This window comes from Corynebacterium pilosum DSM 20521 = CIP 103422 (assembly GCF_000373805.1).
In the GTDB taxonomy this organism is placed as follows: domain Bacteria; phylum Actinomycetota; class Actinomycetes; order Mycobacteriales; family Mycobacteriaceae; genus Corynebacterium; species Corynebacterium pilosum.
This window is the reverse complement of the sequence record NZ_KB892438.1, coordinates 48,638-63,583: the sequence shown is the minus strand read 5'-3', so window position 1 is coordinate 63,583 and position 14,946 is coordinate 48,638. Positions and strand designations below refer to the sequence as shown.

At 62.5% G+C, this 14,946-nt stretch carries 17 protein-coding genes; 15 read left to right on the top strand and 2 right to left on the bottom strand.

The genetic code is table 11. The features are described 5' to 3' along the window. Positions 1-100: 100 nt before the first annotated feature. From rpsP to rimM, 3 genes are all read left to right on the top strand, one after another. Positions 101-601: a 30S ribosomal protein S16 gene (gene rpsP / locus B097_RS0100300; RefSeq protein WP_018580534.1), complete on the top strand. Its 501-nt coding sequence runs from the start codon at positions 101-103 to the stop codon at positions 599-601. 58 nt (positions 602-659) lie between these two features. Beyond that, on the top strand, positions 660-1,172 hold the full coding sequence (locus B097_RS0100295) for an NUDIX hydrolase (protein WP_040429179.1): 513 nt from the start codon (positions 660-662) through the stop codon (positions 1,170-1,172). Positions 1,173-1,252: 80 nt separating this feature from the next. Next, positions 1,253-1,750 (top strand): ribosome maturation factor RimM, encoded by a 498-nt coding sequence (gene rimM / locus B097_RS0100290; RefSeq protein WP_018580532.1) that lies wholly within the window; start codon positions 1,253-1,255, stop codon positions 1,748-1,750. On the opposite strand, the gene B097_RS0100285 is transcribed toward rimM, so the two are convergent. Further along, positions 1,747-2,355, bottom strand: coding sequence for a DUF4232 domain-containing protein (locus B097_RS0100285; protein ID WP_018580531.1), 609 nt, complete (start codon positions 2,353-2,355; stop codon positions 1,747-1,749). The genes rimM and B097_RS0100285 overlap by 4 nt on opposite strands. Here B097_RS0100285 and trmD point away from each other — a divergent pair. The 10 genes from trmD to B097_RS0100235 all read left to right on the top strand — a co-directional run bounded on the left by trmD (position 2,354) and on the right by B097_RS0100235 (position 12,220). Next, positions 2,354-3,592, top strand: a complete 1,239-nt coding sequence (gene trmD, locus B097_RS0100280) for a tRNA (guanosine(37)-N1)-methyltransferase TrmD (protein WP_048402855.1) — start codon at positions 2,354-2,356, stop codon at positions 3,590-3,592. The genes B097_RS0100285 and trmD overlap by 2 nt on opposite strands. A gap of 17 nt (positions 3,593-3,609) precedes the next feature. Next, positions 3,610-5,874 carry a Tex family protein gene (locus B097_RS0100275; RefSeq protein WP_018580529.1) on the top strand — a complete coding sequence of 755 codons (2,265 nt, stop codon included), beginning with the start codon at positions 3,610-3,612 and terminating at the stop codon, positions 5,872-5,874. A 117-nt stretch (positions 5,875-5,991) separates the two neighbouring features. After that, positions 5,992-6,339: a 50S ribosomal protein L19 gene (gene rplS, locus B097_RS0100270; RefSeq protein ID WP_018580528.1), complete on the top strand. Its 348-nt coding sequence runs from the start codon at positions 5,992-5,994 to the stop codon at positions 6,337-6,339. Positions 6,340-6,434: 95 nt separating this feature from the next. Continuing rightward, a complete protein-coding gene (gene lepB, locus B097_RS0100265; protein WP_018580527.1) occupies positions 6,435-7,190 on the top strand; it encodes a signal peptidase I in 756 nt (251 codons plus the stop codon). 1 nt (position 7,191) lies between these two features. Beyond that, a complete protein-coding gene (locus B097_RS0100260) occupies positions 7,192-7,848 on the top strand; it encodes a ribonuclease HII (protein ID WP_018580526.1) in 657 nt (218 codons plus the stop codon). After that, positions 7,838-8,146 (top strand): DUF2469 domain-containing protein, encoded by a 309-nt coding sequence (locus B097_RS0100255; RefSeq protein ID WP_018580525.1) that lies wholly within the window; start codon positions 7,838-7,840, stop codon positions 8,144-8,146. The genes B097_RS0100260 and B097_RS0100255 overlap by 11 nt, the downstream gene beginning before the upstream one ends. Positions 8,147-8,293: 147 nt before the next feature. Then, a complete protein-coding gene (locus tag B097_RS0100250; protein ID WP_018580524.1) occupies positions 8,294-8,656 on the top strand; it encodes a YraN family protein in 363 nt (120 codons plus the stop codon). Beyond that, positions 8,643-10,160, top strand: a complete 1,518-nt coding sequence (locus B097_RS0100245) for a YifB family Mg chelatase-like AAA ATPase (RefSeq protein WP_018580523.1) — start codon at positions 8,643-8,645, stop codon at positions 10,158-10,160. Before B097_RS0100250 ends, B097_RS0100245 begins: the two co-directional genes overlap by 14 nt. Further along, a complete protein-coding gene (locus tag B097_RS0100240; protein WP_018580522.1) occupies positions 10,157-11,320 on the top strand; it encodes a DNA-processing protein DprA in 1,164 nt (387 codons plus the stop codon). Before B097_RS0100245 ends, B097_RS0100240 begins: the two co-directional genes overlap by 4 nt. Before the next feature lie 9 nt (positions 11,321-11,329). Further along, complete coding sequence (locus B097_RS0100235; protein ID WP_018580521.1) at positions 11,330-12,220, top strand: tyrosine recombinase XerC; 891 nt, start codon at positions 11,330-11,332, stop codon at positions 12,218-12,220. On the opposite strand, the gene B097_RS12210 is transcribed toward B097_RS0100235, so the two are convergent. Further along, complete coding sequence (locus B097_RS12210) at positions 12,183-12,683, bottom strand: M23 family metallopeptidase (protein WP_026254188.1); 501 nt, start codon at positions 12,681-12,683, stop codon at positions 12,183-12,185. The two genes, B097_RS0100235 and B097_RS12210, sit on opposite strands and share 38 nt — an antisense overlap. A 319-nt stretch (positions 12,684-13,002) precedes the next feature. Here B097_RS12210 and rpsB point away from each other — a divergent pair, with 319 nt between their 5' ends. Further along, positions 13,003-13,836 carry a 30S ribosomal protein S2 gene (rpsB, locus tag B097_RS0100225; RefSeq protein ID WP_018580519.1) on the top strand — a complete coding sequence of 278 codons (834 nt, stop codon included), beginning with the start codon at positions 13,003-13,005 and terminating at the stop codon, positions 13,834-13,836. Positions 13,837-14,024: 188 nt separating this feature from the next. After that, positions 14,025-14,852, top strand: a complete 828-nt coding sequence (tsf, locus tag B097_RS0100220) for a translation elongation factor Ts (protein ID WP_018580518.1) — start codon at positions 14,025-14,027, stop codon at positions 14,850-14,852. Positions 14,853-14,946: the final 94 nt, after the last annotated feature.

The following is a 14,946-nucleotide window of genomic DNA, read 5'->3' as shown; positions in this document are numbered from 1 at the left end:
TCCCGCCGGTCGTGTCACGCGCAGACCAAACCAAGGGCTGAACCGGCCCGCCGAGAAGAGGCGGGTGACTGAACTGCCCAGTGACCTGAAGGAAACAATTATGGCTGTCAAGATTAAGCTGCAGCGCGTCGGTAAGATCCGCAACGCGCAGTACCGCGTTGTCATCGCTGATGCACGCACCCGCCGCGATGGCAAGATCATCGAGAACATCGGCATCTACCACCCAAAGGAAGAGCCATCGCTCATCCAGATCGACTCCGAGCGCGCACAGTACTGGCTGGGCGTTGGCGCGCAGCCAACCGAGCCTGTCGCTGCTCTGCTGAAGGTCACCGGTGACTGGCAGAAGCACAAGGGCGAGGCTGGCGCAGAGGGCACTCTGAAGACCGCTGAGGAGAAGCCATCCAAGCTCGACCTGTTCAACCAGGCTCTGGAAGAGGCCAACAACGGCCCAACCGCTGAGGCAATCACCGAGAAGCGCAAGAAGGCTAAGGAAGAAGCAGAGGCAAAGGCCGCTGCTGAGGCCGAGGCTGCTGCGAAGGCTGAGGCTGAAGAGGCAGAGGCTCCAGCTGAAGAAGCTGCTGAGGAGAAGGACGCAGAGTAAATCTCGCGTACTCCTGCCCCGCACCGCATATTCCGCGGTGTGGGGTATTTTTATGCCCATGGAGCACTGGGACATTTACGACGAGAACCGTATTCGGACCGGAAAAATCGTCGAGACCGGCACGGAACATGGGCCGGGCGAGTTTCACCTAGTGGTCACGTTGTGTCTTTTCGATGCCCAGGACCGCCTGTTGGTCCAGCGGCGTGCCGACGAGAAGACCTTGTGGCCCAGCTTGTGGGACGTGACCGTGGGCGGCTCCGCCATGGCCGGCGAGACGTCGCGGGAGGCGATGCAGCGCGAAACCAGGGAGGAACTTGGCCTTGAGTTGGAGCTTGGCCGGCCCGCTTTCACGGCGAACTATGCCCACGGCTTCGACGATGTGTATGTGCTGCGCCACGAGGTGGATGCGAGTGCGCTAGCCGTTCCGAACCGCGAAGTGGCGGAGGTGCGGTGGGCGCGTGACGACGAGGTGATCGATCTTATGCGCGCCGGCCACTTTTTGCCTTACCGCGAATCGGTGATCCAGTTCGTCTGGGATTTCGTCGATAAGCCTGACGTTTTCAACCGGTAAGCATGGTATTTTCTGCAGCTGCAGAATCGTAGGGCTTCTCATGCAAGGGCTTTAATTAATCTGCGCTAAAATCAGCGACCATGGAATTGCAGATCGGACGCGTGATTAAATGCCACGGCATCAAAGGCGAAGTGGTGGTGGACCCCACCACGGATGAGCCGGAGACGCGCTTTGCTATCGACGAAGTCCTCCACGGCAAGCAGGCCGGGAAAGAGCATGAGCTGACGGTGGAGACCATGCGCCCGCACAAGGGACGCCTCTTGATCAAATTCAAGGAAGTGCCGGACCGGAACATGGCAGAGACGCTGCGCGGCACTATCTTCTTCGCCCCTCCGCTGGAGGATGACGACGATGACGGCTTCTATGACCATGAGTTGATCGGGCTGAAAGTGGTGCGTGACGACGAGGAAAGCGGCGAAGTCACCGGAGTGATGCACACGCCGGGACGCCAGATCCTTGAGGTGGACTATAAAGGCCGCGAGGTGCTCGTGCCCTTCGTCTATGACATCGTGCCCGAAGTAGACCTCGACGAGGGCCTGCTAGTGGTCACCCCGCCGGAAGGGCTCTTCGAACTCTAGAGAACTGGGCCCACCGTCAGCGTGGACAAGTCTGGGTTATCGCAACCCTCGAGGCCAGGCACGGGCACATAGATGGAGTTCGTGTTGGCTGGTGGGAACACGCGTAGGCCGTCGGCGTCGGTGGGGTTGCAGGTGGCGGCGTCGGATTCGGCAACGGTCACGGTGCTCGTGGCGGAATCGCCCTTCTTCAAAGTGACGTAGTCGGTGGAGACGGGCTCGCGGGAAGCGGTCGCGCCGATCTGGCGGCCGGTGCCGTCGCCGACCACGGTGACCGTGGGGAAACCAATCATTTCGCACGTGTCACCCGTGTTGGTGAATTCAAGCTCTAAGGCGCGGGAGCCGGCGGAGCCTTCTTCGTTCGCCAGCGTCACGTCGAGGTTCGATGCGATGCACGCATCCTTATCCGTGCCTGCGGTCAGATCCTCTTGGCGGTTGCCGGTCGTCTCTGGTGCCATCTCAGGTGCAGGGGACTCGCTGGGGAGGTCATTTTGCAGAACCTCTGGTGCAGCAGTCGGGCTGGGGGCGGCAGATTCGGCGCCGGAGCCACACGCCGTGAGGAGGGCGGCGGTGGCGGCGACGATCAAGAGACGATTCAACTTCGGCATGGCCCCTAGTATCGTTGAAAAGGTGACTCAAATGGCTCAGCGACTCGATATCATCACCATCTTTCCCGACTACCTCGAACCTTTAAGGCATGCCCTGCTGGGCAAGGCGATCGAGGACGGCATCATCGAGATCGGCGTTCACAATTTGCGGGACTGGGCAACCGATCGCCACAAGTCCGTCGACGACACGCCGCTCGGCGGCGGTCCCGGCATGGTGATGAAACCAGAGGTGTGGGGTCCGGCGCTCGACGACGTGGCGGACGGCCGGGTGGGGTACGAGCTATCGTCGGCAAGCGAACACCGCGCGGACCAGCTGCGTCACGACGAACTGCTGGGTAAGGCACCGCGGCCCTACGCCGACACGGGCGAGGACCGCTCCAAGCCGCTGCTGCTGGTGCCCACCCCCGCGGGTAAACCTTTTACCCAGGCGGACGCGCAGGCGTGGTCGCGCGAGGAACATATCGTGATCGCATGTGGCCGCTACGAGGGCATCGACCAGCGCGTGTTCGAGGATGCGGAGAAGCGCTACCGCGTGCGCGAGGTCTCCATCGGCGATTATGTGCTGATCGGCGGGGAAGTGGCCGCGCTGGTGATCGCGGAGGCGGTGACCCGCCTGATCCCCGGCGTACTGGGTAACGCGGCCAGCCACGAGGAGGACAGCTTCTCCGACGGGCTGCTGGAGGGGCCGTCCTACACCAAGCCGCGCGTGTGGCGCGGGATCGAGGCGCCCGAGGTGCTGCTCAGCGGCAACCACGCCAAGGTCGAGCGGTGGCGCCGCGACCAGTCGCTCTTGCGGACCCAGCGCGTACGGCCTGAACTTATCGACGAGAACACCCTGACCGAGGAGGACCTGTTTACTTTGCATGCACGCGATATTGCGACCGACCTGAACGTGCTGATCACCCCGACGGAGTGGGAACGCTCCGCGAAAAAGATGCCGAAGAAGCTGCGCAAGGCCGGTTTTGAGCCCTATGACATTAATACAGATCTGGTGGATTTAACCTGCGAACCGGACAACATGCTGGTCTGCCAGTTCGAACAGGCCGAGGGGCACGTGCCGGTGGCGGAGGCGCTGTACCGCGTGGTGGTCAACGGGCGCAGCGCGCTGGACCTGCGCGATGCCACGAAGGCTGTCGTCGCCGCCCTTCCCGCCGGCACCTACTGGTATGGCACCACCGACGAGGGCTACAAGGAGCCCGGCGTGACCGCTGCGTGTGCGTGGAACCACAAGGACTAGTTGCTAGAGTTACACGAATGACATTTATCGCCCGCACTATTGCAGAAGAACTTGGCATTAAGCAGTCACAGGTTGATGCCGCGCTGACCCTACTTGCCGAAGGCAACACGGTCCCGTTCATCTCCCGCTACCGCAAGGAAGCCACCGGCGGGCTGGATGACGCCCAGCTGCGCCACATCGAGGAACGCAACACCTACCTCGTCGAACTGGCCGAGCGCAAGGAAGCGATCATCGAGGCGATCGATGAGCAGGGCAAACTCACCGACGAGTTGCGCGCGCTGATCGAGGCCACCGATACGAAGGCCCGCCTTGAGGACCTCTACCTGCCCTACAAGAAGCGCCGCAAGACGAAGGCGGACATCGCTCGCGAGGCCGGCATCGAGCCGCTCACGGATTCGCTTATCGACGATCCCTCCGCTGATCCTGAGGCCCTGGCCCAGGAGTATGTGACCGAGGGCTTCGCCGACACGAAGGCCGTGCTGGAGGGTGCCCGCGCCATCTTGATCGACCGCTTCGCACTCGATGCGGACCTGGTCGGCGAGGTCCGCGAGGAAATGTACTCCACCGGTACCATGCGTGCCAGCGTGGTCGAGGGCAAGGAACAGGAAGGTGCGAAGTTTAAGGACTACTTCGACTTCAATGAGGACTTCACCTCCCTGCCGTCCCACCGCATCCTGGCGTTGCTGCGAGGGGAGAAGGAGGGCGTGCTGAACCTCAACCTGGATCCGGGGGAGGACGCCACCTATGAGGCAAAGATCGCGGACCGCTTCGACCTAGACACGAAGACCTCGACGTGGTTGGCCAACGCGGTGCGTTGGGGCTGGCGGACCAAACTGCTGGTCTCCTCCGGTCTGGATGTGCGGATGCGCCTGAAGGAAAAGGCGGAGGAGGGGGCGCTAGACATCTTCGCCACCAACCTGCGCGACGTCCTGCTCGCGGCACCGGCCGGTCAGCGTTCCACGTTGGCGCTGGACCCGGGCTACCGCAACGGTGTGAAGTGCGCGGTGGTAGACGAGACCGGCAAGGTGATGGATACCGCGATCGTCTATCCGCACCAGCCTCAGAACCAGTGGAGCCAGGCTGTACAGCAGCTGTCCACCCTGGTGGCCACGCACGGCGTGGAGCTGATCGCCGTGGGTAATGGCACGGCCAGCCGCGAGTCTGAAAAGCTTGCCGGGGAAGTCGCTGACCTGATCGAGAAGGCGGGTGGCACAAGGCCGACGCCGGTCGTCGTTAGTGAATCGGGTGCGTCGGTGTACTCGGCCAGTGAGATCGCGGCGAAGGAATTCCCGGACATGGATGTCTCGTTGCGCTCGGCCGTTTCCATCGCGCGTCGCCTGCAGGACCCGCTGGCGGAGCTGGTGAAGGTGGACCCCAAATCGATCGGAGTGGGGCAGTACCAGCACGATGTGAACCAGACGGCCCTAGCGAAGACCTTGGATGACGTGGTGGAAGACGCGGTGAACGCCGTCGGCGTGGACCTGAACACGGCGTCCGTGCCGCTTCTGGAACGCGTGGCAGGCATCTCTAACACCGTGGCGAAAAATATCGTGGCCTACCGCGACGACAATGGTGTTTTTGCCACCCGTAAGGAACTGGGCAAGGTGCCGCGCTTGGGCCCGAAGGCTTTTGAGCAGTGTGCCGGCTTCCTGCGCATCAATGGTGGCGACCAGCCTTTGGATGCGTCGGCGGTGCACCCAGAGGCGTATCCTGTCGTCGAAAAGATCGCGCAGAGTACCGGGCTGGCTGTCGATGAGTTGATCGGGAACACACGCGTGTTGGAGAAGCTGAAGCCGGCGGACTTTGCTGACGACACGTTCGGCGTTCCCACGGTGACCGATATCATCGCCGAGCTGGACAAGCCGGGCCGCGACCCACGCCCCGAGTTCAAGACGGCCACCTTCAAAGAAGGCGTAAACAAGGTTTCTGACTTGACCCCGGGCATGATCCTGGAGGGCACCGTGACGAACGTGGCCGCGTTCGGCGCCTTCGTAGACGTGGGCGTTCACCAGGACGGTTTGGTGCACGTGTCGGCGATGAGCCACAAGTTCGTGGAGGATCCGCACGACGTGGTCCGTTCCGGCGAAGTGGTGAAAGTCAAGGTCATGGATGTGGACGTGGAGCGCCAGCGCATCGGACTCAGTCTGCGCCTCGACGACGAACCCGGCGCGAGCAACAAGCCGAAGCGCAAGGCCAAGGAGCAGAAGCGCGGCAAGAAGAAACAACAGTCTCAGTCCGGCAGCATGGCGGACGCGCTGCGCCAGGCTGGATTTGGCCGCTAAGCACGGCCTGTGGCACAATATTTGCTTGTACTTTGTAGCTGATATGAACCGGTACGTGCGCCCCGCGTGGGAGAAGCCGCCAGGATCCTCTATCCAGAATTGAAAAGGATTGCTTCAATGAGCAACGGCATTATCGACAAGATTGATGCAGCACAGCTGCGCGACGACATCCCATCCTTCCGCCCAGGCGACACCCTGGACGTGAACGTGAAGGTCATCGAGGGCTCCACCACCCGTACCCAGCTGTTCAAGGGCGTGTGCATCCGCCGCCAGGGCGACGGCATCCGCGAGACCTTCACCGTCCGCAAGGTCTCCTTCGGCATTGGCGTGGAGCGTACCTTCCCGGTGCACTCCCCGAACATCGAGTCCATCGAGGTGGACCGCCACGGCAAGGTCCGTCGCGCGAAGCTGTACTACATGCGTGAGCTGCGCGGTAAGGCTGCACGTATTAAGGAGCGCCGCTAGTTTTAGCGCGCTTATCGACGAGCGCCCCGCCACACTGTTCACAAACAGTGTGGCGGGGCGTTTGTTGTTCTTGTGTGCTGCTAGAGTAGCCCCTTGTGACGACTTCAACTGATGCAGCAGACTCGGGGCAGAACCGCGAAGAGGGAGAAGAGAAGACTACTCCGTGGTATATCGAAATCCCTGTGGTGATCGTTCTTACTCTCGCGATCATCTTTGTGCTGCAGACGTTTGTGGGGCGCGTCTACTTGATCCCTTCGGCGTCGATGGAGCCGACCCTGCATGGGTGTGAGGGGTGTACGGGGGACCGGATCTTCGTCGAAAAGGTCTCCTACTATTTCAGTGAGCCCGAAGCCGGCGACGTGGTCGTGTTTGAGGGGACCGACTCGTGGAACCAGGGCTTTGTGTCCCAGCGCAGCGATAACGGCGTGGTGCGCGGGTTGCAGAACCTGGGCTCCTACGTGGGGCTGGTTGCACCGGATGAGAATAACCTGGTCAAGCGCATCATCGCCACGGGTGGGCAGACCGTGTCCTGCCAGGAGGGCGACCCTGCTGTGATGGTGGACGGCCAGCCGATTGATCAGTCCTACACGTTGCAGCCACCGTACTACCCGGTGAATCCAGCCACGGGCTCGGAGGCCTGTGGCGGCGACTACTTCGGGCCGGTCCAGGTGCCAGAGGATCACTACTTCATGATGGGCGATAACCGCACCAACTCTCTTGACTCGCGCTACCACATTGGTGACCCGCACCAGGGTGCGATCCCGGAGGAGAACCTGCGCGGCAAGGTGCAGATGATCATCCTTCCACTCAGCCGGTTCGGTGGCGTGGACGACCCGGACATCCAGCAGTAGCGTGCGCCGGCTGAAGCAGCTGCGCACCTTCGAGGTCGCCCTGGCAAAGGCTGGCTTGGGGCCTGTGGCAGGCATCGACGAGGCCGGTCGCGGGGCGTGCTTCGGGCCGATCACCATTGCGGCGTGCATCCTCCCGCAGCGCATCATCCCGGAGTTGGAGGGGCTAACGGATTCGAAGAAGCTTTCTCCGGTGCGCCGCGAGAAACTGTTTGAGGTGATCGTCGATAAGTGCCTCGCACACAGCGTGGTCCATATTGACGCGGCGACGATCGATGCCCGAGGGATTCAGAACGCGAACCTGGACGGGGCGCGTTTGGCGGTGTCCCGCCTTGGCGTGAGGCCGGAGTATGTGCTGGTGGATGCGTTTTGTGTGCCAGGGCTTGTGCAGCCGCAGCTGCCGGTGATCGGTGGGGATTATTCAGCGCGGTGTATTGCCGCGGCGAGTGTGTTGGCGAAGGTAAGTCGCGATCGCCTCGTCGGCAAACTTGCGCAGGATTATCCGGAGTATGGGTTGGACAGGCATAAGGGTTATGGCACAAAGGCGCATATGGATGCGGTGCGCCGCCACGGTGCGACCCCTTTGCATCGCTACACTTATTCCAACGTTGCTGCAGCAGACGCGTTGTACCAAGAAGGAGTGCGTGCCCATGAGCGCTGAGGAATTGGATAACTACGAGGCAGAGGTCGAGCTGAGCCTGTACCGCGAGTATCGCGACGTGGTCAGTCAGTTTTCCTACGTGGTGGAGACGGATCGCCGGTTTTATCTGGCCAATGCCGTTGAGCTGATTCCGCACACGGAAGGCAAGGATGTGTACTACGAGGTGCGTATGTCGGACGCGTGGGTGTGGGACATGTACCGCGCCGTGCGTTTCGTGCGTTATGTGCGTGTGATCACGTACAAGGACGTCAACATCGAAGAGCTTGATAAGCCAGACCTTGTGTTCCCCGATAAATAGATAGGTAAAATTCGGCTTTTCGCCCGGAACCTGTGGATAACAATGTTGTTTTCCACAGATTTCGGGCATTTTTTCGTCGCGTATCGACGAACGCCTCCCGGGCCCTCATGATGAAGGTGTACCAACACACTTTCTCAGGGGGAGATTATGACTACTGCTCGTCAATCTTTGGCGCGCCGCGGGGAACAGGCGGCGGCCACATTCTATGAACAGCGTGGGGCGACGGTTCTTGCGCGCAACGTCTATTACACGGTGGGGGAACTTGACCTCATCGTGCGCGAGCCAGACGGCACGATCGTGTTCGTCGAGGTGAAAACGCGCTCCGGGCTCGGGTTCGGCAACGCGGAATCCGTCACCCAGCGCAAGCTGTACCGGATGCGCCAGGCCGCGCTGCGCTGGCTGATGGACAAGCCTTATGCGCCGGTGCGTTTCGACGTGCTGGCCTTAAACGTGGTGGGCGACTCCTTTGCCGTGGAGCTTTTCGAGGGGGTCGACGATGGCGCTTGCTAGCACTTATACCGCCACTGTCGAAGGGGTGGTAGCGCACCCAGTGAAGGTGGAGGCGAATATCGGCAAAGGGTTGCCGGGCATGTTTATCGTCGGCTTGGCAGGAACGGCGGTGAAAGAGTCGCGCGACCGGATCCGCACCGCGGTGATGAACGCGCGCCTGCCGTGGCCGAAGACGAAGATCACCGTGTCTTTATCGCCGGCGAACCTGCCGAAAGCCGGATCCCATTTTGACCTGCCGGTGGCCATCGCGGTGCTGAGCACCTTTCTGCCGGAGCTTGCGCCGCGCTTGTCGCGCACGTTGCTGGCCGGCGAATTAGGCTTGGACGGGCGGCTGCGCGGGGTCGACGGTGTGCTGCCCATGCTGGCGGCGAAGACGGATGTGGACTTTAAAGTGATCCCCACGGACAACGCCGACGAGGCTGCGCTGTTGGGGGACCGCTCCATCCTGGTGGCAGACACCTTGCAGGAGGTATGGCAGTGGCTACAGGGAGGAGGAGAGCTGCTGGCGGCAGTCGATGTTGCAGGGCCACGGCCGGCGCCACCCCAGCGTGAGGACTTTCAGGATATCGCCGGGCAGTCCTCGGCCAAGCACGCCTTGGAGGTCGCCGCGGCTGGTGGGCACCACGTCTTCATGACGGGACCTCCGGGATCGGGAAAATCGATGCTGGCTGCCCGCCTCCCATCGATCCTCCCACCGCTGAGCACCACCCAGATGGTGGAGGCGACCGCCGTCCACTCGGTGGCGGCGGAGTCCGCCAGCCAGGTGATCACCCACGCGCCGTATGTGGCGCCGCACCCAGCAATCACTAAAGCGGCGCTGATCGGCGGTGGAAGCGGGAGGCCCATGCCCGGCGCGGTGAGCTTGGCCCACCACGGCGTGCTGTTCTTGGACGAGGTCAGCGAGATACCGGCGGTGGTGCTGGACGGGTTGCGGGTACCACTGGAAGAGGGTGCTGTGCGATTGTCACGGGCGCAGCGCGAAGTGACCTTCCCGGCACGCTTCCAGCTGATCCTGGCTGCGAACCCGTGCAGGTGTGGTGCCGCCGATTGGCGCAGGTGTACCTGTTCTTCGCGGCACCGTGCGACGTATCTGAATAATGTGTCGGTCCCGCTGCGGGATCGCATCGACATCGCCGTGGAGACTGCCGCCGATACCGCGGTGCTGCATGCCGCTAACGCGGAAAGTTCGGCGATGATTGCGGAACGTGTGGCTCTGGCCCGGGAGCGCAGTACCGCGCGGTGGCAGCGCGCAGGGCTGGAAGGGATCATCAACGCGACGGTATCTGGTGCGCTGCTGCGCCGGGAGTATCCGGCGACCGAATCCGGCATGGCGCTGCTCTCCGCGCTTTTGTCGCAGGGGGATGTGACCCAGCGCGGGGTGGATAAGTCGATCAAGCTGGCGTGGACGCTTGCTGATCTCGCAGGAGCCGACCAGCCAGAACTTGAACACGTGGCGCAGGCGGTTGATCTGCGCGACGCGCCGGGCGGGCAGGTGGCGGCATGAGTGACCTGATGGCATGGGCGTACCTAAAGGCTGTGCTGGATGGGCCTTCGCAGCACCTGCAGCAGTTGTTGCGGGCGGGCCACAGCGCGCCAGAGATCGCTGCGGCGGTGAAAAATCGCGAGGGGTGGATCGGTCCGCTGTACGACGAGACGGCCGCCCGGGCGTCGGCGAACCCGCACCAGATGCTGGAGCACGCAGACCGTTACGGGTTCGAACTGATTCATCCTGGGGACCCGCGGTGGCCAGCCGCCGAGTTTTCTACCGCGTTTAACGCGGCGGCGGAAAGCAGTGCGGTGAACCAGAAGACCTCCATTGGTGAGTTGACTGCGCCGCATGGGCTGTGGGTGCGTGGTGAAACGGACCTATCCCGTTTGTCCGCCAGGTCGGTGGCGATCGTCGGCACGCGCACGGCCACGACGTACGGCACTGATGTCACGAAAGCTGTGGCGACCCACATGGTGGCCAACCAGTACACCATCATTTCCGGTGGGGCGTTGGGCGTGGACACAGTGGCGCATGAGACGGCCCTGGAGCTGGGCGGGAGCACGATGGTCGTGATGGCCAGCGGGCCGGGCTGGTGGTACCCGCAGTCCAATATCCCCATGTTTGAGCGGGTGGTGGAGGCCGGCGGAACTCTGGTGGCCGAGTACTATCCGGGCTCGCATGCGCAGCGCTACCGCTTCCTGGAGCGCAACCGGCTGGTTGCGGCGATGGCGCAGGGCACGCTGGTGACACAGGCGGGCTTTCGCTCTGGTGCGTTGAACACTTTGACGCGGGCGGGCACGTTCGGGCGCTTGGCCATGGTGGTTCCCGGACCGATCAATGATGCCAACTCAATGGGCTGCAACGCCCGCCTGCGGGACCCTGGCGTTACCGCGATCGCGGATATCCGGGAGGTGCACGCGCACCTGTCGAAGGTGGGCGAGGTGGATGTGGACCAGCAGATGGAATTCGAGTTCGCGCCCTCGCCGATCCAGCAGTTGTCGCGCAATGAGCTGCGGGTCTTCGACGCGATGGCGAAACCGGGGGAGCAGCGCCATACCGCCGAAGAGATCGCGAGTCTGGCAAATATGCCGATCGGGCTGACGGTGCACCTGCTGGTGGACCTAGCCAAGCGTGGGGTGGTGGTCCGCGAGGGGAATGCGTGGGCGCGGGTATAGTAATGAGGCGTGAGTGACGCAAGTGAAGTAACCCAAGTCGGAGCGGCGATCGAGGACTTCGCCGACCACCTCAGGTATGTCCAAGGCCGCAGCGAAGCCACCGTGGCCGGGTACACCTCCGACTTGGCCACGCTCACCGAGTTTGCGCCCACCTTCCGCGCCTTCTCCATCGTGACGTTGCGGTCCTGGCTTGCCGACGCCGTCCGCAACGGCTTGGCGCGCACCACCCTGGCCCGGCGCACCGCCGCCGTGCGCGCCTTTTCCACCTGGGCCTACAACCACGGCCACCTCAACTCCGATGTGGCCGCACGCCTGGTCACGCCAAAAATCAACCGCCACCTGCCCACGGTTGTCAACCCGGAGCGTGCCGACGAGATCGTCACCTCGCCCGAAGGCGAGACCCCAGAGAGCCTGCGCGACCACGCCATGCTTGAGCTGCTCTACGCCACCGGCATGCGCGTCGCCGAACTGACCGGCCTGAACCTGCATGACATTGACCTCAACCGCGCGCAAGCCCGCGTAACGGGCAAGGGCAACAAACAACGCGTCGTCCCCTTCGGCACGGAAGCGGCCACCGCGATCCGCAGCTGGCTCGACCACGGGCGCGAGGAACTAGCAGGAGACACCGAGGCGCTCTTCGTCGGGGTGCGTGGCGGGCGGATCGACCAACGCCAGGTCCGCCGCGTCGCCGAGCGCGCCGGGAAGCAGGCAGGTGTCAGCGAGCTTACCCCGCACGAACTGCGCCACTCCGCCGCCACCCACCTGCTGGAAGGTGGCGCGGACCTGCGCGTGGTGCAGGAACTTTTGGGGCACTCCTCCTTGCAGACCACCCAGATCTACACGCACGTGTCGGCGCAGCGGCTTAAAGAGGTCTACGCGCGGGCGCATCCACGGGCTTGAGGCGGATCATGGGATCGTCGAGAAGCGACAGCGGATTGATATACGTGTCCTTGGCGATCAGCGCGCCCCAGTGCAGGCCGGGGTAGCCGTCGGTGGGATGGCCCAGCCGCCCGATCACGGTGCCTGATGTAACGCGCTCGCCCTCGTCGACAAGCGCATGCACGGGCTGATAGGTGGTGCGGATCCCGTCGTCATGATCAATCGAGATCACAGGCGTGCCCGCGACCATCCCAGCGAAAGCGACGGTGCCGTCCTCGGCGGCAAGCACATCATCGCCGATACCCAGCGCCAAGTCGACGCCGCGGTGGCCGGGTAACCAATTCTGCTCCGGGATATCCGGGCCACGCAGCACGCGCGTGGCGGACGGTGCCCCCGTCGTCGGGTCGACATAAGCCCAGGCAAGGGCAGGGGAGAGCAGGGCACAGAGCAGGAGTGCGCTTAACGACGATCGCGTGAGATTCATAGCCTGATCGTGGCAGGAAGCGAGGGACCGTGCAGAGGCGCTGGCGAAAACCTGTGGATAACTAGGTGCCTGTGGATAAAGGAGCCGCGTGCGTTTGGCGAAAGCGTCAAGAGGGTTTACACTAAGCGACAGCAGTGTGTCCAGAACCTTCTGGCCAGGCTGACTACGCGCGGCGAACGACCACGATTTTTGTGGCGCCACCTCCAACAACGGTCCCAGGGTTTTCTGGGTGTCGGAGTGGCTCGTCGCTAGGGCGCGGGACAAAAACCCGCGCACATGACATTAACCGAACTGATTTTACTCCGAAGGAGAGCTTCCCATGGCAGTTGTAACCATGCGCGAACTCCTCGACGCTGGTGTGCACTTTGGCCACCAGACCCGTCGCTGGAACCCGAAGATGCGTCGCTTCATCTTCACCGACCGTAACGGCATCTACATCATCGACCTGCAGCAGACGCTGACCTACATCGACGAAGCATTCGAATTCGTCAAGGAGACCGTCGCACACGGCGGCACCATCCTGTTCGTCGGCACCAAGAAGCAGGCACAGGAAGCGGTACAGGAAGAGGCAGACCGCGTTGGTATGCCATATGTCAACCACCGCTGGCTCGGCGGCATGCTGACCAACTTCCAGACCGTGTCCAAGCGTCTGCGCCGCATGAAGGAACTGCAGGCCATGGACGCAGCCGAGGACGGCTACGCAGGCCGCGGCAAGAAGGAAGTCCTGATGCTGACTCGCGAGCGCAACAAGCTCGAGCGCGTCCTGGGCGGCATCTCTGAGATGACCAAGGTGCCTTCCGCACTGTGGATCGTGGACACCAACAAGGAGCACATCGCTGTCTCTGAGGCAGAGAAGCTGCGTATCCCTGTTGTCGCAATCCTGGACACCAACTGTGACCCAGACGTTGTGGACTTCCCGATCCCAGGCAACGACGACGCAATCCGTTCCGTCAAGGTCCTCACCCACATCATCGGCGAGGCTGTCGTCGCTGGTAAGCAGGCACGCGAAGAGCGCCAGCTGGCAGCTGCACGCGAGCAGGCTGGTGACACCGAGGAGAAGGCCGCGAACGACGCAACTGCAGCAGCAGAGGCATCTGAGGCCCCAGCCCAGGCTGAGTCGGAAGACAAGGCTGAGGAGAAGACCGAGGCATAAGCCCGCGCTTCACGCACGATAGTCACCCCTTGTGTCCTGCACGACGTCCGATCACTTCAATCAGGGCGCACGCGCGGTATGCCGGGGGTGTCGTCGTTTCGACATGCCAGTGCACTGGTAGTCGACTAATCTTTCTACAAGATCAACAACTGACACTGATCACGAATTAACGAGGAGGATCGCCCACTATGGCGAACTACACCGCTGCTGATGTTAAGAAGCTCCGCGAGATGACCGGCTCCGGCATGATGGACTGCAAGAAGGCACTGGAAGAGTCCGGTGGCGACTTCGACAAGGCCGTCGAAATCCTGCGCGTTCAGGGTGCAAAGGACGTGGGCAAGCGCGCAGAGCGCAACGCTCTTGAGGGCCTGGTTGCTGTCTCCGGCAACACCATGATCGAGGTCAACGCAGAGACCGACTTCGTGGCGAAGAACCAGGAGTTCAAGGACCTCGCAGCAAAGATCGCCGACGCTGCAGCAGCAGTCAACGCAAACTCCCAGGAAGAGCTGGCAAACGCAGACGTGGACGGCAAGACCGCACACGAGGTTCTGCAGGAGCTCTCCGCAAAGATCGGTGAGAAGCTGGAACTGCGTCGCGCAGTCACCGTCAAGGGTGAGAAGACCCACGAGTACCTGCACCAGCGCTCCGCTGACCTGCCACCAGCAGTCGGCGTACTGATCGCTTACTCCGGCGAGGGCGATAAGGCCGATGAGGCCGCGCACCAGGTTGCTCTGCAGATCGCTGCAATGAAGGCACGCTACCTGACCCGCGAGGACGTCCCAGCGGAGACCGTTGAGAAGGAGCGCGCAGTTCAGGAAGAGATTACCCGCAACGAGGGCAAGCCTGAGGCTGCCATCGACAAGATCGTCGAAGGCCGCGTTGGCGCATTCTTCAAGGACATCGTCCTGCTGGAGCAGCCAGCACTGGCAGACTCCAAGAAGACCACCAAGCAGTTCTGCGAGGAGAACGGTGTAGAGATCACCCAGTTCGCTCGCTTCGAGGTTGGCCAGCAGTAAGCCTTCCCACCCGAACCCCCTAGTACCTACGCAGGTAGGCGCTAGGGGGGTTCCTGCGTTTTCTCTTCCCAGGAGCCGAAAGGGTAGGATATGG